16 protein-coding genes are annotated in these 19,063 nt (G+C 33.9%); 2 read left to right on the forward strand and 14 right to left on the reverse strand.

Annotated features, from left to right (window positions below; genetic code table 11):
- Positions 1-16 precede the first annotated feature (16 nt).
- Positions 17-880 carry a glycoside hydrolase family 25 protein gene (locus tag AC4PRO_RS15065; protein WP_492117928.1) on the reverse strand — a complete coding sequence of 288 codons (864 nt, stop codon included), beginning with the start codon at positions 878-880 and terminating at the stop codon, positions 17-19.
- Positions 861-1,586: a CDP-alcohol phosphatidyltransferase family protein gene (locus AC4PRO_RS15070; RefSeq protein WP_492117929.1), complete on the reverse strand. Its 726-nt coding sequence runs from the start codon at positions 1,584-1,586 to the stop codon at positions 861-863. The genes AC4PRO_RS15065 and AC4PRO_RS15070 overlap by 20 nt, the downstream gene beginning before the upstream one ends.
- Before the next feature lie 193 nt (positions 1,587-1,779).
- Between AC4PRO_RS15070 and AC4PRO_RS15075 the strand changes: the two genes are divergently transcribed.
- Both AC4PRO_RS15075 and AC4PRO_RS15080 read left to right on the forward strand, forming a co-directional pair.
- The gene (locus AC4PRO_RS15075) at positions 1,780-2,850 is read left to right on the forward strand and encodes a putative type IX sorting system protein PorV2 (RefSeq protein ID WP_492117930.1); all 1,071 of its coding nucleotides are present in this window, start codon (positions 1,780-1,782) and stop codon (positions 2,848-2,850) included.
- Positions 2,851-2,869: 19 nt separating this feature from the next.
- Complete coding sequence (locus AC4PRO_RS15080; protein ID WP_492117931.1) at positions 2,870-4,009, forward strand: lipoprotein N-acyltransferase Lnb domain-containing protein; 1,140 nt, start codon at positions 2,870-2,872, stop codon at positions 4,007-4,009.
- Between the two features lie 415 nt (positions 4,010-4,424).
- On the opposite strand, the gene AC4PRO_RS15085 is transcribed toward AC4PRO_RS15080, so the two are convergent.
- From AC4PRO_RS15085 to AC4PRO_RS15140, 12 genes are all read right to left on the reverse strand, one after another.
- Positions 4,425-5,822: a sugar transferase gene (locus AC4PRO_RS15085; protein ID WP_492117961.1), complete on the reverse strand. Its 1,398-nt coding sequence runs from the start codon at positions 5,820-5,822 to the stop codon at positions 4,425-4,427.
- A 103-nt stretch (positions 5,823-5,925) separates the two neighbouring features.
- Positions 5,926-7,290 carry an O-antigen ligase family protein gene (locus AC4PRO_RS15090; RefSeq protein ID WP_492117932.1) on the reverse strand — a complete coding sequence of 455 codons (1,365 nt, stop codon included), beginning with the start codon at positions 7,288-7,290 and terminating at the stop codon, positions 5,926-5,928.
- Positions 7,287-8,363: a glycosyltransferase gene (locus tag AC4PRO_RS15095; RefSeq protein ID WP_492117933.1), complete on the reverse strand. Its 1,077-nt coding sequence runs from the start codon at positions 8,361-8,363 to the stop codon at positions 7,287-7,289. The genes AC4PRO_RS15090 and AC4PRO_RS15095 overlap by 4 nt, the downstream gene beginning before the upstream one ends.
- Positions 8,360-9,478 carry a glycosyltransferase gene (locus AC4PRO_RS15100; protein ID WP_492117934.1) on the reverse strand — a complete coding sequence of 373 codons (1,119 nt, stop codon included), beginning with the start codon at positions 9,476-9,478 and terminating at the stop codon, positions 8,360-8,362. The genes AC4PRO_RS15095 and AC4PRO_RS15100 overlap by 4 nt, the downstream gene beginning before the upstream one ends.
- A 45-nt stretch (positions 9,479-9,523) precedes the next feature.
- Positions 9,524-10,477: a glycosyltransferase gene (locus tag AC4PRO_RS15105; protein WP_492117935.1), complete on the reverse strand. Its 954-nt coding sequence runs from the start codon at positions 10,475-10,477 to the stop codon at positions 9,524-9,526.
- 33 nt (positions 10,478-10,510) lie between these two features.
- Positions 10,511-11,503 (reverse strand): glycosyltransferase family 2 protein, encoded by a 993-nt coding sequence (locus AC4PRO_RS15110; RefSeq protein WP_492117936.1) that lies wholly within the window; start codon positions 11,501-11,503, stop codon positions 10,511-10,513.
- Position 11,504: 1 nt separating this feature from the next.
- On the reverse strand, positions 11,505-13,046 hold the full coding sequence (locus AC4PRO_RS15115) for a glycosyltransferase family 2 protein (RefSeq protein WP_492117937.1): 1,542 nt from the start codon (positions 13,044-13,046) through the stop codon (positions 11,505-11,507).
- Positions 13,039-14,193, reverse strand: a complete 1,155-nt coding sequence (locus AC4PRO_RS15120; protein WP_492117938.1) for a glycosyltransferase family 4 protein — start codon at positions 14,191-14,193, stop codon at positions 13,039-13,041. Before AC4PRO_RS15120 ends, AC4PRO_RS15115 begins: the two co-directional genes overlap by 8 nt.
- Entirely contained in the window at positions 14,190-15,077 is an 888-nt protein-coding gene (locus AC4PRO_RS15125; protein ID WP_492117939.1) for a hypothetical protein, read from the reverse strand. Before AC4PRO_RS15125 ends, AC4PRO_RS15120 begins: the two co-directional genes overlap by 4 nt.
- Before the next feature lie 18 nt (positions 15,078-15,095).
- Positions 15,096-16,529 (reverse strand): MBOAT family O-acyltransferase, encoded by a 1,434-nt coding sequence (locus AC4PRO_RS15130; RefSeq protein ID WP_492117940.1) that lies wholly within the window; start codon positions 16,527-16,529, stop codon positions 15,096-15,098.
- A 56-nt stretch (positions 16,530-16,585) separates the two neighbouring features.
- Positions 16,586-17,665 (reverse strand): glycosyltransferase family 4 protein, encoded by a 1,080-nt coding sequence (locus AC4PRO_RS15135; protein WP_492117941.1) that lies wholly within the window; start codon positions 17,663-17,665, stop codon positions 16,586-16,588.
- The gene (locus tag AC4PRO_RS15140; RefSeq protein ID WP_492117942.1) at positions 17,658-19,055 is read right to left on the reverse strand and encodes a hypothetical protein; all 1,398 of its coding nucleotides are present in this window, start codon (positions 19,053-19,055) and stop codon (positions 17,658-17,660) included. Before AC4PRO_RS15140 ends, AC4PRO_RS15135 begins: the two co-directional genes overlap by 8 nt.
- Positions 19,056-19,063: the final 8 nt, after the last annotated feature.

Below are 19,063 nucleotides of genomic sequence, written 5' to 3' on the forward strand. Positions count from 1 at the left end.
TAGTAACTAAATCGCGTTATTCAATGGTAATAAATCGCAACTGCTGCAAATCACCATTATAGATATTTACATCAACATTGCCTTTTATTCCAGAAACAGAAGCTTTTTCAGTGAATTGCCAAAACAACCAATCCTCTTCTATATTCTCACGATAGAAATTATAGTTGGCAATCCAAAAAAGATAATCACTAAATTCTTCTTTTAAAAAATCGTCATAATATCTTTCACCGGTATAAATAATAGGTTTTACTTTATAATGTTCCTCTACCTTTTTTAACCATCTTTTTAGCCCCACTTTTAGTCGCTCCACAGACTGATTTTCAGGTAGTTTTTCAATATCCAGAACAGGAGGTAAATCTCCTTTTCTTAAAGTTACTGTTTTAATAAAAAGTTCAGCTTGTTCTATAGAATTTTCGTTAGGACGATAGTAATGATAGGCTCCTCGAATCAGTTTGTTTTTTTTGGCGCCAAGCCAATTGTCATCAAATTGCTTATCCAATCGGTCACTACCCACAGTAGCACGAATAAATACAAAGTGCACGGGATATTTATTTTCTAAGGTATCAACATCCATCCAGCTGATTTTTCCTTGATATTCAGAAACATCAAGTCCAATTGCTTTTCCTTCATGCTTATCTAAAACCTGGTAATTTCTAACATCTGAAATGCGCTTGTCCTCCGCTTCCTGTTGCAAAACCTTACTTGATTTAAAACTAAAATAATAGGCTAGACCATTTCGATAATGGTACCCCACTCCTAAAAATAGAACTATAAAACAAGAACTGATTGTAAAACGCAACACCTTTCCTGAGAAAAAAGAAGCCTTCTTTTTAGTCCTGCGAGTTACAGGCGGCTTTCTTTTAACGCTTTTTTTTCTCATCCAATAAAAATTTATTGCTCACTATTGACAGTAGTACATACCCAATGATGACCAATGGAATTCCTGCATATTGGAAAAAAATCAACAATAAAAAAGAAAGGAATAAAAAGACAATTTGGAGTGCATTATCCTTAAGGTTAAACTTTTTAATCTTCAAAGAAAACAGTGGAATCTCAGCATTCAAGATATAAGCACTAAAAAGTGTGATCACTAACAAAACCCATTGATTTGTCAAGATTTCGAGAACAACTAAAGAGTCCGAATATTTTAACACTAAAGGCAAACTTAAAATAAACAATGCATTAGCTGGCGTTGGCAATCCAATGAATGAATTCGTCTGACGGGTATCGATATTAAATACAGCCAATCGGTAACAGGAACCCATGGTAATGATAAACCCTAGGTAAGGCATCATAAAGTGCGTTGAAATTTCATGTTGACTATTCGAAAGTAAAAAAAACATCACATATCCAGGTACTACTCCACTTGTAACCATATCTGCTAGCGAATCTAACTGTAAACCCAGCGGACCTGAGACTTTCAATAAACGCGCAAAAAAACCATCAAAAAAATCTAAAAAGATGCCTAGACAAACAAAATAAAAAGCCATTTCAAAATCGGACTGAGTCACAAAGACCATCGCGATACAGCCACATAGCAGATTAAGTAATGTTATGGAATTAGGAATGTGTTTTTTAATGTTCATCGCAAATTAAAATTTAAAGTCTTAGCTGACAAATTTAATATAATAAGTGAATGCAGCACCCGTTTTTTATAGAGATTATCAACAGTCCAAATAGCAATCCCATTTATTTAGCAAAAGAACGAACTAAGCTCAGCAAAATATTATATTTTTGATGAAAATTAAATGCCGCCTTGGGTTGGCAAAAAAAATACGATTGAAAAAAAATCAATTCTTTTTATTCCTTTTAGTTTGTACCGTAAATTACGGACAAGCTGTTAGAAAATATTCAAATGAGTTTATGAATATTGGAGTCGATGCGGCAGCCTTAGGGATGGCAAATGCGGTTACGGCTTCGACTGCCGATGTAAATTCGGGCTATTGGAATCCTGCAGGACTAATGAATTTAGAAGACCATCAACTAGCTTTGATGCATGCCAATTATTTTGCCAATATTGCCCAATACGATTATATTGGCTATGCAAGTCCCATTGACGACCGTAGTGCTTGGGGTATTTCATTAATCCGTTTTGGGGTCGATGATATTTTGAATACTACTGAATTAATAGACAGTCAGGGAAACATTGATTACAACCGCATCAGTCTTTTTTCTACGGCTGATTACGGCTTCACCTTTTCTTATGCTCGAAAATTACCCGTTCCTGGATTTCAATATGGAGTAAATGCCAAAGTTATAAGAAGAATTATAGGTAAATTTGCGGATTCCTGGGGATTTGGATTTGATGTTGGACTCCAATTTGAAAAAAACAATTGGAAATTTGGATTGATGGTTCGCGACATCACCACTACTTATAATGTATGGAATATAAACGAAAAAGAATATCAAAAAATTGCAGATGCTGTACCGGGACAAAACCAAGAACTGCCGGAAAGTACCGAAATTACAGCTCCGAAAGCACAATTAGGGCTCTCTAAAAAATTCATAATCCGATACGACTATAGCATTATGGCTGCAGCCAATGTAAACATGCGCTTTGCCAAAACTAATGATCTGATTTCTTCTGATTTTGTGAGTGTAGATCCTGCTTTAGGATTCGAATTTGGATATACGGATCTGGTTTTTGTGCGTGCCGGAGTGGGCAATTTCCAAAATGTCGAACAACTAGACAACACTACTAAAGTAGGTTTCCAACCTAATATTGGATTAGGGTTTAAATACAAAGGCATCCAAGTGGATTACGCCTTAACCGATTTAGGAAATCAAAGTGCTGCTTTGTATTCGAATATATTTTCGTTAAAAGTGGATTTGTCCCTTTTTAGAAATTAACTATACCAACAATAAAACAATGAATACTTCCCTTTTAAAAAAAATAGCCCTCTTTCTACTATTTGTCACCACGGTCAGTACCGCTTTTGCACAAACCCCTATACTATCAGAAAATGCTCGTGTTAGCGTCTTAACTTGCGGAACTGGAAACGAATCGTATTCTCTCTTTGGACATACAGCCATTCGCATTAGCGACCCGAACCAATTTATAGATTTGGTTTATAATTATGGAGCCTTTGACTTTAACACGCCTAACTTTGTTGCTAAATTTACAAAAGGTGACCTTCAGTATTTTGCCGTAGCACATCCATACACGGATTTCATTAACGACTACACCTACGAAAGAAGATCTGTTTATGAACAGGAATTAAATATTCCCGCTAATCTAAAACAAAAACTATTTGACAATCTGAATACTTCTTTGGCTTCGGGAGAAAGTCATTACACCTATAAATTTATCGATAAAAACTGCACCTCGATGGTAGTGGACATCATCAATAAAACATTAGATACCACTGCTATCGTAAAAAATACCGATACTGAGATCACTTACAGAACCATACTATATCCTTATTTTGACGGTCACTTTTACGAAAAGTTGGGAACCAGTATCATTTTTGGAAAAAAGGTAGATCAATTAGGAACGCAAATTTTTTTACCTTTCGAATTACAAAAAAGCCTAAAAACAGTGCTTTTCAAAAATCAGTTGCTAGCTAAGGAAAACAAAACGCTGCTTGATCTAAATGAAGCACCGCCAAGTTCTTGGTGGAATAACTGCTATACTTATTTGCTTCTTCTAGGATTGATCCTCTTTATGAATCGCAAAATAATAAACCAAATCTACTTTTTATTAATGGGAATGTTAGGGTTGTTCTTTTTGTTTGTTGGATTTTATTCGAGTCATCACGAATTGGCATACAATTACAATGTTTTATTGTTTAACCCCGCCTTGCTTATGCTACTTTATTTCTATTATAAAGGCAACAAGAAATGGATTTACAATCTCTGCTGGTTTAACCTGTTTTCTTTAGCTGTATACTTAATTATACTCCTCAACAAGGCGCATTTATTGATTGTGTTACCTCTTATTATTACCAGTGGTGTATTGTTGGTAAAATTAGCACTAAAAAACCAAAAGAAGATTCCCATTATTATCTAGATAAAGAAATCCAGTATATCTCTTGATATTAAAGGACTGACAGCGACCTAGAACAATCTAAAAAATTAACCCACAGATTAAACGCATTAAAATTAATAAAATCCGTTTTTATCCATCAAATCCGCGTCATCTGCGTTCTGTTTTTTTTATTTTTAGTTCCCTTAGCGGACAGTCAAATAGGATCGAAATATAGTACTAGAAAAGTGAGTTTACTTTATCTCGCCCAGAAAGCATTCGGGAGTTTCGGAAAGTGGTTCTATAAAACTGCGTTAACTATTTTAAAATCATGTAGACAACATTTCAAATGATTTTTAAAGCAAAATCGAGACTTATTTTTGAATTAAATCAGCCACTTTTAAAACAATTGGTTTTTGAAATTACAATTTACCCTTGTTATTGTCATTGTTATTACCCCTTACTGCCCTCTGTAAAACAATACGGTTGTAATGGTTTTTAGTGCAATATTTAAATCCAGATAAAAGCTTCTGTGTTTGATGTAATAAAGATCGTATTGCAATTTAATTAGGCTATCATCAATCGATTCTCCATACGAATAATTAACTTGTGCCCATCCAGTAAGTCCCGGTTTTATAATATGCCTGGTCTCATAGAACGGCATAATTTCTGAAATTTCTTTTACAAAAAAAGGACGTTCTGGCCGAGGCCCTATAACCGCCATATCTCCTTTTAAAATATTAAGAAATTGAGGAAACTCATCGATGCGGGTTTTACGCATAAATTTTCCGAACGCAGTTATCCTCGCATCGCCATTTGTAGAAAAAACAGCTCCATTATGCTCAGAATTGTTCTTCATACTCCTGAATTTCAAAATAGAGAAGACGACTCCATTCTTACCAACACGCTCTTGTGTATAAAATAATTTACCGCTATTACCCAATGCATTACCCAATGCAATAATTGGAATCAAAATCAAACAAAAAGCCAGACCAATTGTCGAAAGACCTATTTCAAAAAACCGCACAATTGCTAAATATAACTTATTATGATTATTTCGACTAAAAGGAAAAAAATGATAAAAATCGCGTGCCATGTACTGCACGGGTATGCGATAGGTCTTACTTTCATAAACCTGCGTATATTCCCGAATCAATTTTCCGGATTCTAAAAGTTTAATCAGTTGTTGGTAAAGTTCAGCAGTAATTCCTACTGTTTTTTGAGCAGCAATTACAATTTCTGAAACACCATTTTTCTTGACAAAAGAAGCCAAGTCCTTTTTATTTATAGAAGCTACATAATGATAGTGCTTAAAGTCACTATTTTCAGTTGTATCAGCACTTACATACCCTACAATCTTATAATGCGGATCAATATTTTCTAATCCTAAAATTAATTCTTCCACTTGATCCTTATCACAAACTAATACTGCATTCTGAAGAAATCGGTTACTCGCCAAAAACTGGACGTAAAATAACCTCCAGAAAATCAATGTTATAAAAACAACCCCAGAAAAAACTAAAATCTGCAAACGGTTTGAGGGAAGTTCAGGAGAAAAAACGGGCGTCAATAGATAAATTAACACCGTAGTGGAAGCTGTTAATAGCGTGCTTTTTAAGACTTGAAACTCGTTACTAGCAACCTGTAGATTATACATTTCAAAAATAGTTGCAAAAACACTAAGGTACATTACAAAAAAAAGGCCACAGAAGCCACTGCTTGCCACCGCTTCTAAATAGTCTAAATCAAAAAAAGTCCCAACAAAATACAACGCGACCAAAACAAGAACAACATCGAAGAGACGAAGAATCATTTTACGTTCCGATATTTCAAAATGTATTTTCTTTTTTGGCATTATTTTGTCGTGGTAATTCTCGCAATTTAGTGATTTTGTTCCCATATCGTCTTAAAACAACACTATTTTTTCAACAAAATAGGATAGCTATTTGTAACGAACAAAGTTATTTCGAGATACCATGAAACGATTCCTGCTGTTTTCTTTTAGGAAGCTCTAACTGCACATTAAGCAGGGAAAGGGAGTAAACAAAAGCGGGTATAGCGGTTCGCATCGCTGCATGATTAATGGTTAAAAACCAAAAAGCTACAAAACACAATAAAAACATGTTAAACTTGTTTTCGAAATACAATACTAGTGGTGTGAAAATAAGAATTAATAAACCTAAAACTCCAAAAGCGCCATGCTCAGCCAGCATTCTCGTGATTTCATCATGCGACAGTACAAAAGTCCCCGACTCCACTTCACGAACTTCAACTCCTTTACCTACCCCAACACCAAAAATAGGGTTATTCAAAAACATATCAATTTCCGTTCTAGCAATATCTTCTCTACCTGTCAATTGACTTTCTTTTACCCGTCCAGCTGCATCTTGATTGGAATATCGTTTATTAATTAATCCGCCAGTCTGAAAAGAGGTATAACCCCAGATAGCCATCATTGCCAAAGCAATGACGACAATAATATAATTTAGTTTTACCCTTCCCCTAAAATTGGATTTAAAATACAAGAAAGACAACAATAAAACTATCATCAAAAAACCAGTAATCATCCCTCCACGGGAGAACGTAACCATCCCTCGATAACTAATATTGAGTGCGATAAGTAAATTAAGCCCCAACAAGAATTTTGATCTCGATTCCATAATAATGCGGGAAAAAAAAATGAACATTCCCAATCCTAAGAACGTAGCCACCTGATTGGGACCAAAACCCCCAGATGTCTCAAAATTAGATTCTGTACTAGTTATGACATCCTGAATATTAGGAGTGTATAAAGTCAAATAGGTCGCACAGCTTAAAATAGGCAGTCCAATGCATAACAATAAAGAATTCATCTGATTTAATGCTATTTTCCTTCGATAAGTATACAAAGAGGCTGCTGCCAAACAGACGGGGCCAGAAATATTAAAAGCGATACTGTTTTTAACATTAGTATCAAAATTCAAAACAAAAGTGGATAGTATTACGCTAGGAACCAGCAATAGTAAGAAAATCCAATAGGGCACCGCTCCTTTAGAGAATCCACTAAAATACATCCCCATTAAAATAAAAAGCATCACTCCATATTTAGAAAACTCATAGGTAATGTTACCACCGCTCATTCGCAGCAGCACTTCGGCTCCAGCTATATAAGCCGCCGCCATTAAGGCTTCATTATTTTTATTCTGGGTTTTTATAACATAATAGGACCCTAAAACAAACATGGAGTACCCATATATTTTTGCAGTAAAAGGGAATAAAAAAATAACAACCCCAACCGCCACATGGAATAAAATTAAATAAAGATAGGATTGCTCTTCTTGTTTCATTTTTCAATCTTTTGTAACCACTTTAAATATCGCTTTACAATTCCTTCTTCTGAATAACTACTACTAACCATCTTAAAAAATGTTTCTCCAAAAGCATCGCGTAGAAATTCGTTTCCTATCAATTTAACAAGAGCTGAATAAAACAACGCCTCATTTTGTGGGACTACAAAACCATTTTTTCCGTTTTGAATCACCGAAGAAATCTCTCCAACATCAGTTACTACTACCGGTTTTTTACATCTTCCGTATTCGAGCAAGGCAACTGGTAACCCTTCTGATTTTGAAGTTAGAACACAAATTGTTGCTTGTCGCATTATGTTTTGAATGTCATTTTTAGAACCATACATAAAGACCGTTTTCTTTAGATTATATTCCACAATTTTCTTTCCAATCTCTGCTGAATAGGAATCCTCACAATCTTTGCCCACCAAATGAAAAGTCCAATCTGGATGGGTTACTTTTAGTTTTTTAGCCACTAACAACAGTAAAAAATGATTTTTTTGTGATCTCAAATTGGCCAAACAGACAATGCGTTTACCGTCAATTCCTTTTAAAAAAGTAGGTGTCCCAGTTTCATTTACTAAAGAGGAAAAATTAGGTAAATAAACCGTATTCTTACAATTTAATTTTTGATCCGACCAATCTTTTAGTTTTTGATTTACACTAATTACCCCTTCAAAAAAAGGAAGTGTCATTCTAAAAATTAACGTAGCTCTTGAATTCAAAAACTCACTGTCGCCGTAATGATCATGCCATATCAATTTTACTGAGGGACAAACAACCTTTAATAAAAACGCAATAAAAAAGGAAGTACTATGCGCGTGAACTATTTTTACGTTATTCTTGATAACAAATCTTCTTACTAGAAAAACGGCTTTTAAATCAAAACTATTTCGTTTATTTAAAAAAAGATAATCCACCCCTTTATCTAATTGAGCTAAAAGCGCACCTTCTTTTCGAGTTGCAACTAAACCTGAAAATTCGACTTTTGCGGCTAAGGCATTGGCATAATTTACTGCCATTCGTTCTGCTCCTCCCGCCTCTAATGAATCTATGATTTGAATAATCCTCATGAATGCAGCAATTTTTTAATCTCTTCTTCAAACAAATCCAAAGTATACTTTCTGGACCAATCCGAGCCCCTTTTTTGCATCGTTTCAAAATACGCTTGATTATTTAAAACGATTTCTATTTGCGAAATATCTTTTTCTAAATTCATTTCTAACAAAAGACCTCTATTTCCATAATCTAACATAAACGGAACGCAAGATACTGATGTTGCCAATGCAATACAACCCCAAAACATACCTTCTGCAATTGCTTTGGGCCAACCTTCACTATCCGAAGCTAAGACAACAAAATGACTTTGTTTATAGGCCTCTTTCAGGGTTTCTTTAGATTGATTCCCTCTTATAAAAATGCTATTGCTCAATTTTTTTTCACTAATATAGTTTTCAATGGTAACACGTTCACTGCCTTCACCGTACAAACTTAATACTATATCATAGCCTTTTTGAATTAATTGCTCTACTAACTGCACTGCATACATTGGATTTTTCCCCTTCACTAATGTCCCAACATAAATAAACCCTATTATACCATTTAATCTTTTCTGAACTAACGCCACTTTATCAGTTTCTTTATAAGAGGCGGTAAAAAAAGGTTTTATATTTTTAGAACTGCCTTCCCATTCACCATAAACCAAAACCTGCATGTTCCGGGTCAGGAAGCTATTATTTAAAATCCATTTTTGCAATTCATAAGTCCAAGGCTGGATTGATTTGCGATCCCAATTACCAGCATACTTAGCTGTTTTGGGTGTATTTGGGAACAATATTTGAACAAAACACCCAATCAAACCGATGTTTCCCGGACAACGCAAATGGATGTGATCTGCGTCTCGCATGGCTTTATACATTATCCAGCAGATTTTCGGGAATTTCAAAATCGCACGGAGACTATTTTTTAGACTTAAAACGTCAAAATTTTTGATACTAATAAATTCAATACGAACCTGTTCATAAGCCGAATCAATTGCTGTTTTAAATTGGTTGGATTCCGGGGCTACAATTACTAAATCATCAGCATACTTTGCCCAGATATTCATTTCGCGAACATAGGGTGCATAAGCAAAATACTGATTTTGTTCTATGATATGCGGAACATGTGTGATGATTAGGAATTTCATGTTATATTTTTCAGAATTTCGAATTACAATTAATCAATACTAAAGTTAAATATTTTTGATAATTAGCTCAATAATATATTTCGCTTGCGCTACTGGAGTACAATATTGATTAAAATAATTTTTACCGTTTAACGAAATTTTTTCATGATACAGCGAATCACTTAAAACACGATCTAAAACATCTTTATACTCTTGTGTACTAGCTATAAAACTAATATTTTCTCCTTGTTCAAAATCTCTTGGTAATTCAACTTTAAAAGGAAAAGATAATACAAATAAACCGTGATTTAGATATTCCGCTAATCGCCAACTCACAGCATCACAAACGGCAGGGTTATTAAGTACAACTAATGAATTGGAACTTAATTTTGAAAAAGTTTTAGGCGAATAGACGGTCTCATTAATTACATCGTCAAATCCTAAATTATTACTGTCAGAGCGCGCTATAAAACCGCCTTCAAATTTAATTCTAACATCTTTTTGGCAAAAACGAATAAACTCCGCTCTAATTGTATTGGCAACAGCTTCTTTTTTCCAAATATTTGAAGAAAAAAAAACAAACTTATCTGTTATATTTTTGAATTTTATATTTTCATAAGAAGGACGTCTAATTTGAATATAACTTTGACGTATTAATTCTTTTAATTTTATAAACCGAAATAAATTAATTCCGAATAAACCAAAATAAAGTGGCAAAATCGCTACGGGATAATGAGGAAACAACGGCCTTACCTTTTCCTGATCGTACGACTGGTGCTCCTTTAATTTATTAGTCGCAAAATACAAATTGCATACTTCATACAATTCCTGGATTACACCAACTGGGTCATCATTATCAATGACACCTATGGTATTATTTACTTGAAATATAAGTACTGGTTTGTTATTATATTTTGTAAAACGATTATCTATCTTATAATGAAGTCGAAATTCTTTTGAAAGTCCCAACAAATAATAGCTAGAATAAAAATTAGGAATATTTAATATAGTTATAACCATTTAATTTTTAAAGTATTTCAATTACTACGTACTTTATTTCGGCTTGTTAAATAACAAACTCAACCAACCCAAGGTCCTTCCAATTGCTTCAGTAAAAGCCTCTTTTTTAGTCTTTGTAGTTACTACATTACTATACCGAATCAACGTCAATACTATGGTAATGGCATGCCACTTGAATTGGTCTTTCCACTCCGGATTTGGATTTTTAACGCGCCAAACGTACCAACCATTTCTAACAACCATTTTACCGTATTTATATTGATTAGGCCTTCCTGAAGCATCGTGATAATGATTTAGTTTTGCCGCAGTATTCAAGTACAACTTACCTAATTTAGCAACACGTAATGTAAAATCAGCATCCTCATAGAGTCCGTATCCTTCAAAATAAGTCGAAAACTGAATCGTTTCAAATACTGTTTTTTTAAACGAAGACACCCCACCCATTAACATTTCTACTTCGTATGTTTTACCCGTTGGAGGTAAAAAACCCACACTGCGCCCATGTGAATACAGTGAAGAATATCCTGGAGGACAATCACTATCTAATCCTAATTTTTTTCGAAATACAAAACGGCTTCCCTCTTTTTGTTTCCAACCGTCATAATAAAATTCAGTGATTGTAGGCTTGTAATTATCACCTACAAATTCCCATTGCTTCTGTTCTTTTATAAAACCACCCACAGCCAAGGCTTCAGGGAAAACAGCATACGTTTTTAACAATTGCTCAAAATAATCCTTTTCTAAAACAATATCATCGTCTAAAAAACAAACAATTTCGACTTCTCTTCCTACCTTGGCTATGCCAAAATTCCTTTGTTTGGTCAATCCACGATCGGCATCCCTAACTTTAAAATAGTTCAAGTATTGAAATGGATTCCCATTTAACACTATTTCTGTTGCATCGTTATAGGATCCATCGACAATTAAAATTTCATGAGGATATAGTGTTTGACTTTGAACCGATTGCAACAATTTCAACAAAGGTTCAGGTCGCATGTAAGTACAAACTATTAAGGAAAACTTCATACTATTGATGTCTAACTCCTAAATTAATTAGTTTCTGAGCATAAAAAACCGACTTTTTAAACGCTATGTTTTTATAAGGCAAACGCAACAAACGGTACAAAAAACTTATTTTTTTTCCTTGAAATAAATAATAAATAAAATGTTTGTACTTATATTCTGTTAATTGTTCAATAGTATAATGCTTCAAAATACCGTACATAACAGTTGGGCTGGGAACGGGCTGAATGTTCCCCACTGGAGTATCTAACTCCCAAGGTTGCTTTTTTCTTTTTTTGCCAATTATTTTAGCTTGATTTCCCCAAAAACGATAGCCACCACTTGGAGGCTTCAAATGTAAGTTAACTGCATAAGGATTCGCTAATACCGTTACTCCTATTTTGCTTAATGACATCCCAAAATCACTGTCTTCACCATAACCTCCGTCAAAATTAACATCATTACCAACCAATTTATTTACAAACTCTCTTTTTACACAAGAATTCGCATTTGAGAACATTTGAGAACAGCCACGAATCAATTGAATGGGGTTAAGATTTTCAATTTTAACTTTTAAATCGGTTAAGTCTTGCCTGTGATGATCTGCTCGAATATCCAATCCATTGCAAGCTCCAGCATTATAGGTTTGCAGGAAGCGAATATGATTTTCAATGAAATTTTCTGGTATGCGAATATCATCATCACCAAAAACAATATATTCTCCTACACTCAAAGCAATTGCCTCATTTCGTGCTCTACAACTTCCTTTTGACTCTTGCCAAATCACTTTTAGTTCAAAAGGATATTTTTTATTTTGATAAGCGTTATCTATACGATCTAAAACTGGTGTAGCATCAACCACTATTACTTGAGAAGGCTTATAATTTTGATTCGATAAATCATCTAACAGCCGTAAGGTATACTCTTGCCTAAACATGGTAGGAATAATATAGCTCACAGTAGGATCCCCTGAAATTTCCTGTAATTCCCTTACCGGAATTAAAGTGTCGTTTTTCTTTTTTGAGAACACTTTTTTAACTTTAAAAAAAGTTTCCCATTCGGGTAATCTCCAAAAACCAAATCTATAAATCATGTATATAGCATGACTTGTTTTATAGTTTTTTCGAAAGAACACATGCCTGTCTCTTCTTGAGATTTGTACTTCTTCAAAAGTTGCATTTATGAACAAGTCCTTAACATACAATGGAACCGCTCCTAGAAAACGGTTGCATCTAAATCCGAACTCTAACGCTTGCATTTGAACATTCTCATAGTCCACATCAAATCCATTTGTTAATTCCCAAACCGTTTTCCTTACCGCAAAAGCATTGGGGTTTATTCTCCAACTGACACAATGATCCAAATTATCAAAATCATTGAGATACCAAAAAAACACAGCCGTTTGATATACTAACTCTGGAAAAGCATTTTTATATCCTTGCTCAAATGAACTATGCCAAACATCGCCCTCCTCTTTTGATAGCTTTTCTAATTGATCTAAATTAGGATTGCCTGTATAAAGAATAATTTCCCCAATGGCTGTTGTAAATTCTTTTAATTTAATCATTTTTCGAAATCACATTTTTATAAAAACACAAACTCTCCTTAGCCACGATGTCGATATCGAATTTCTGAATCACTTTTTCTCTTGCAGCTAAACCAAATTGCTGTTGCATTGAGTTATTCTTAAGCAAGCTATTAATTTTGTCCGCATAAAGAGCATGTTCTTTTGGATGCACCAAAAACCCATTCAGTCCGTCATCAACAATCGCAGTTGCCCAACCAATATTTGAAGATACAATTGGTTTTTGCATTGCCATCGCTTCAATCCAGGACACAGGTAATGCTTCTGCAAAAGAAGGAAAAACACAAACACTAGCTTGATTAATATGCGTTTGTATAGCATCATAAGGAACACTACCAATATAGGTTACATTAAGTAAGGCTTCCTTAGTAAATAAACCGCGCATCATTCCCCAGGTAGAAAGTGATCCCGAAATAATATCAGGAACATCCTTACCTACTAAAATTAATTGAGCAGTAGTATTATTTTTAAGTACTTCGTTAAAGATGAACGGCAGTTCAAGCAATCCCTTTTTTCGGATCAAACTTCCAAAATATAAAATCGTATTCGGCACTACTACTATTTCCTGATTTCTCCCAAAAGTAACCGTATCAATGGAGTTTGGTATAATCGTAAATTGCTTATGGATACCAAAAACTTCATTTGTTTTATCGGCACTAAACTGACTTACAGCGAGCAATCCATCTGCATTTTTTAAGGCACGTTTTTCATGAAATTTATTTTTCCATTTTACTGGACGATGATCTAGATTACAGAAATAAGTATCGGATCCATTCAATCGAATAACAACTGGACATTTTTTAGGGGAAATAAAAGAAGTGATTCCTGTCCAATCTGGTGCTTCTACAAGATCAATCTGCTGCTTATCATGCAAGTTATTGATGATTAGTTCTAGTTTTTTTCGAGTAAAAAACCAAGACAATCCCTTTATTTTGACATTTTTAATCTGTTGGATTGTAATACCATTATCTTCAAAAACACCGTCTTTGTCTTGACCATAAACAAGTACTCGAACAACACAACCCACAGCAACAAGTCCCAGGGCTAGGTTTTTAATACTAGTTCCAATCCCGCCAGAATTACCGGTACGGGCGTGTGGATATTCAGGAGTTAAAAATGCTATTTTCATTTTTTAGATGTAAAAAAATCATTGATAACTGCAGCTGTGAATTTACGAGCGCCTGCATCATTCATGTGTCCGCAGGAAGAAAAATACTTGTTTTCAACCACTACATTTTCATAATTATGAATCTCGGGGTAGGCCTTTTGTACTTTATCAAAATAATTCATTCCCACCACGTTTTCACACATGGGTGTCATTATTGCAATGAAATTAATATTATTGGCTTTACAGGCTGCTTTAATCTCTTCGTAATATTTGTTATGAGGCAGTGGGTTTAAGTTAGAAATATTGTTTTTCATATTTCCTTTAGTAGTGTTTCCTAATGGATAATAGCCCCGATTAGATAAGTTGTTAGTCGGCTCTTTAACTAAAGTTTTAAACATATCTCTAAAACCTATTCTTGTTTCAAATTTGAGGTACCTGTAAAACGGAATATAAAAGAGCTCCTTAAAATTAGCTTCCTTCTCGAAATGCTTTTTTACTGTTTCAGAACGATGCAAATAAGGCAAAAACTTAGCCGAAATCCCTTCTGCGTCGTGATCATTGGATAAATTCAAATCGGCTTCAAGAATTACGTTCTTTATTACATAGTTACGTTCAATCATCAATTTAAGCAGCAATGAAGCTTCGTATAAATGCCCGCCACTCATCCCAAAATTGAAGGCTTTTATTTCCTTTTTTTCGAATAATTCGGTGACAAAATGATTATTAGCCCTAGATGAACCTAGAACAACTACATCATAATCACGTGCAGTGGAATTAAATATATAATCGATTTTCCCTCTATTTTTTGATTGTTCATAAACTGTTGTGTAGACAAAGTCTAAAACCACCGCTATGATTGCGGTTAGCACTATTATTTTTAAAATTAAAAGTAGAAACTTTTTCATGGTCTATTAAATAGGTTTTTAAAACTGGAAGTAGATGAACTCTTTGTAATCAGAAAAAGTTCCGAAAGCTAAAATAGCAGCAACGGCAAAACTTAGTCGCAACCAACTATTTTTTCCAGAAATAGGTTCTTCTTTGAATCTATTATTCCATTCCACAATTACAAACAATCCAATCATAAGTAACAGTTCATAATTATAGCGTTCGTTTGAAAGGTATTGTGAACTAAAACTTCCGTCGGTAAAAATCCTTTTGATATACAAAACCGCATCTGTAATGGAGTTCGCTCTAAAAAAAATCCAAGCCAAGCAAGCTAGTACAAAAGTGTAAAATATATGGAAGACCACTTTTGCGGAAGCAAAATTCCATTTTAATTGCACCATTTCAATATTAGACCTATTTTTATTTAATAGTAAAAGCGGTAAGAAATACAAAGCATTAATAAATCCCCAAGCAAGGTAGGTCCAGTTGGCACCATGCCAAAAACCACTCAATACAAAAATGATAAATACATTACGCACTTGCTTCATTTTAGTCCCTCTACTTCCGCCTAGTGGTATGTACACATAATCCCGAAACCAGGATGACAGCGAAATGTGCCAGCGGCGCCAAAATTCAGCAATATCTCGAGAAAAGTAAGGATAATTGAAATTCTTTAGTAAATCGATTCCAAACAACTTAGACATTCCAAGAGCCATATCCGAATAACCTGAGAAGTCACCATAAATTTGGAAAGCAAAATAAACCGATCCTAAAATTAAGGACCAAGAATTCATTCCTGTATAATTGTCAAAAATAGCATTGGCATAGGTTGCGCAGGTATCGGCTATAACCACTTTCTTGACTAATCCCCAAGTAAATTGAAACAATCCTTGCTTGGCTTTTTCAAAATCAAAGCTGCGTTTTACTTTTACTTGTGGTAATAAGTGTGTGGCTCTCTCAATTGGGCCAGCAACCAATAAAGGAAAATAGGATACAAAAAGCGAATAATCAACAAAATTATATTCGGCTTTGATTCTCTTTTTATAAATATCAATTACATACGATAATCCGTGGAAAGTATAAAATGAAATTCCAACTGGTAAAACTACATCCAACAAAAAAGGAGATGACTTTAATCCAAAATCACTCAAAAGTGTAGCAAATGAGCTAGCGAAAAAGTTATAATATTTAAAAACCCCAAGGAAGCCTAAATTGATCCCGATACTCAACCAAAACCAAAATTTCCTCGTTTTGTCTTTATTGCTTTTTTCAATTTGGATTCCAGTATAGTAATCTAAAAAAGTAGAGAAAACTAATAAAAACAGAAAACGCCAATCCCAACAAGAATAGAAATAATAGCTCGCTAGAATGAGTAGCAAATTTTGACTGCTCTTTGTTTTATTAAAAACAAACCAGTATAACAGAAAAACGATAGGTAAAAAAACCGCGAAGGTTAGGGAATTAAAAAACATAGTAGGAAACTAAATTAACGTGCAAATATACTATTTCGTTACTGTTATCATTGTTTTTATAGCACTAATTGCAAGTGATTTTGAACCATTTTATCTAAAGAAAAATTTATTTCTATTATTTCTCGAGTATTTGATTCTATCTTAAAAGTGCCTTTATAAATGGATTCAATAATACCCTTCAGTTTCATTATATCCTTCGGTTTGAAAATATAACCATTAACAGTATCAGTAACTACTTCTTCATTTCCTCCTACACTGGTTGTAATTACGGGAACGTTAGCTGCTAAACTTTCTAAAATGGATAGACTAAAACACTCCATGTATGTTGGCTGAAGCATATAATCATAATTTGAATATAATACTTTTAGATTATCACAACTCCCTTTAAAAATAAAACAATGCGCTAATTGATACTTAACAACCATCCCAATCAAGTTATCTTTATATGGCCCATCACCATAAACGTCAATCTTTATTTTCGCCTTAATTGTATCAGGCAATAAATAAACAGCTTTAATTAAATCTTGAATTCCTTTTGACTCCCTTAAATGCGAAGCAACAAGAAAAGTAGGCTGTGCATAATGAGAACGCTTATTCTCTAAAATATCTTTTATTACAACGCCATTATAAATTACTTGTGCCTTCTTTTTTAGCTGAAATCCAAAATCATATAGTAGTTCCGTTTTGGTATAATTAGACACTCCAACAAACAAATCAATGTATTTTGAAAAGAGGATTCCTTTGATTTTTTTCTCGATTTTCTTTTTTAAAGAATAACCATGGAGAGGTCTTGGATTGTGATCCACCCCAATCACCTTAGCATTGGATATTCTATTTAATTTGTAAAAAAACGGCGTACACAATTCTAGAAAATGCGTGACAACATGGCTATAAGCGACTTGATTCTTTTGACAATAATCCAAAAAAAACGATTCAATAGCTTGACCGTTACTGGATTTAATAGTCATTGCACTATATTGTCCATGTGTAGCTTCATTAGGAAAAAACCAATCGACTTGAATACTATTCAATTTACAATTGGCATCAAATTGCCAAAAGAAATAATCCATACCTCCTACTCTTTCGGGTAACAGTACATAATTACACAAGATCGCTATTCTTTTAGTACTATCCATTTAACGATGATAAGGTTTTCGCTATTCTTTTACTGGTTCCTTTTAAATCTTGACTGATTTGTAATTTAATCAGATTTTTTCTGTGCTGACTTCTTAAATCACTGGTTTCTAAAGCTGCATTAATTTGGATGATTAATTCAGCCTCATTAATAGCAATCACAACTGCATCACTATCAATTACTTTTTTATAATGGTCGTAATTTAAGAATCTTTGATCATAATAAAAACCGTTTTCATTGTTCCCAAAAACAGTATTAATAACTGGTTTATCGAACAACATAAAATCTAAACTCATTGTCGAGCACATATTCACATTTAAGTCGGCATATTGAAGTATTCCACGTAAATCTTTAATATCCTGTTCAGAAGGAATGCGTTGCGACCAACTCTCGGCATGATTCTCACGTGTCAAAACCCATTTCGGGTAATTCCAATTGATTTCTGGAAACTCGTTCTTTAACCTATCAAATCGAGTTGGTCCTTCTGCGGGTGATGTACGCACCAGTAATTGACAAGCCGTATTAATTTTATTTTCTCTTATGGCTACTATAATACTTCTAATCACCATTGCATCATTAGCACCAATACTAGAATCAGCACAGCTATAACAAATAATTTTCTTGGTTTTATCTAAATAAAAATTGGCATAAAAAACCTCTTTGTCAATTTCATACTTATCCATGATATAAGGCTCAAACTGCGGTGTCCCTACTACTTTTACTTTTGAAGCTTTTACTTTAGGATAAAAATAAAGCAACTCCTCCTTCATTAAATCACTCCAAACCAAAAAAGAATCGAATGCCCCTAGCATTCTCCCTTTTGAAGATAAATTATCCCAACTAAAAATAAAACTACTTACAGCAATTTTTGATTTTATTGTGGCATATAGAAAAGGAGCCAAATAAGACGGTCTTTGATGAGTAAAAAATACATAAGAAGGAGAATCCTCCTTTAACATATTCAAATAAGATTTTGTTATTTTACTCGAAGAAAAAGACGCAAATTGTAATTTTTCAATAAATAGAATGCTCGCGTCTGAATGTATTCTTTGAGTCACAAAATAAATAAATTTCACTAAGATTGCTCTTAAAGAATTTTCTTTGGGATAGCCCGAAGTGAGAGCATCATTCATTCCATAGAAAGACTTGTGCTTTTGTAGATGAGCGACTTCCTTCCATTTTCTAAAAAACCAAGTTAGTTTCGATTCTTTATAAACAGCTAATTCTTGTACGATTACAGCGGAAGGCAAGCTGGCAGGATAAGCACTTAATGGTAAGCCCGAATAGATCACAATCGAATCAAATTGATCGAGCGCCTCTACTATGAAATCACTCATGATAAAATTTCTATATCCTACTCCGTCAGTAATCACTATTCCTAGTTTTCGCATTATAACTC

The sequence above is a fragment of the Flavobacterium sp. DW-iso2 genome (genome assembly GCF_058725285.1).

Bases quoted from the DNA above. Each gene is read 5' to 3' on its own strand.
- AC4PRO_RS15065 (WP_492117928.1), bottom strand. From the start codon at position 880: ATGAGAAAAAAAAGCGTTAAAAGAAAGCCGCCTGTAACTCGCAGGACT.
- AC4PRO_RS15070 (WP_492117929.1), bottom strand. From the start codon at position 1,586: ATGAACATTAAAAAACACATTCCTAATTCCATAACATTACTTAATCTG.
- AC4PRO_RS15080 (WP_492117931.1), top strand. From the start codon at position 2,870: ATGAATACTTCCCTTTTAAAAAAAATAGCCCTCTTTCTACTATTTGTC.
- AC4PRO_RS15090 (WP_492117932.1), bottom strand. From the start codon at position 7,290: ATGAAACAAGAAGAGCAATCCTATCTTTATTTAATTTTATTCCATGTG.
- AC4PRO_RS15095 (WP_492117933.1), bottom strand. From the start codon at position 8,363: ATGAGGATTATTCAAATCATAGATTCATTAGAGGCGGGAGGAGCAGAA.
- AC4PRO_RS15100 (WP_492117934.1), bottom strand. From the start codon at position 9,478: ATGAAATTCCTAATCATCACACATGTTCCGCATATCATAGAACAAAAT.
- AC4PRO_RS15105 (WP_492117935.1), bottom strand. From the start codon at position 10,477: ATGGTTATAACTATATTAAATATTCCTAATTTTTATTCTAGCTATTAT.
- AC4PRO_RS15110 (WP_492117936.1), bottom strand. From the start codon at position 11,503: ATGAAGTTTTCCTTAATAGTTTGTACTTACATGCGACCTGAACCTTTG.
- AC4PRO_RS15115 (WP_492117937.1), bottom strand. From the start codon at position 13,046: ATGATTAAATTAAAAGAATTTACAACAGCCATTGGGGAAATTATTCTT.
- AC4PRO_RS15120 (WP_492117938.1), bottom strand. From the start codon at position 14,193: ATGAAAATAGCATTTTTAACTCCTGAATATCCACACGCCCGTACCGGT.
- AC4PRO_RS15125 (WP_492117939.1), bottom strand. From the start codon at position 15,077: ATGAAAAAGTTTCTACTTTTAATTTTAAAAATAATAGTGCTAACCGCA.
- AC4PRO_RS15130 (WP_492117940.1), bottom strand. From the start codon at position 16,529: ATGTTTTTTAATTCCCTAACCTTCGCGGTTTTTTTACCTATCGTTTTT.
- AC4PRO_RS15135 (WP_492117941.1), bottom strand. From the start codon at position 17,665: ATGGATAGTACTAAAAGAATAGCGATCTTGTGTAATTATGTACTGTTA.
- AC4PRO_RS15140 (WP_492117942.1), bottom strand. From the start codon at position 19,055: ATGCGAAAACTAGGAATAGTGATTACTGACGGAGTAGGATATAGAAAT.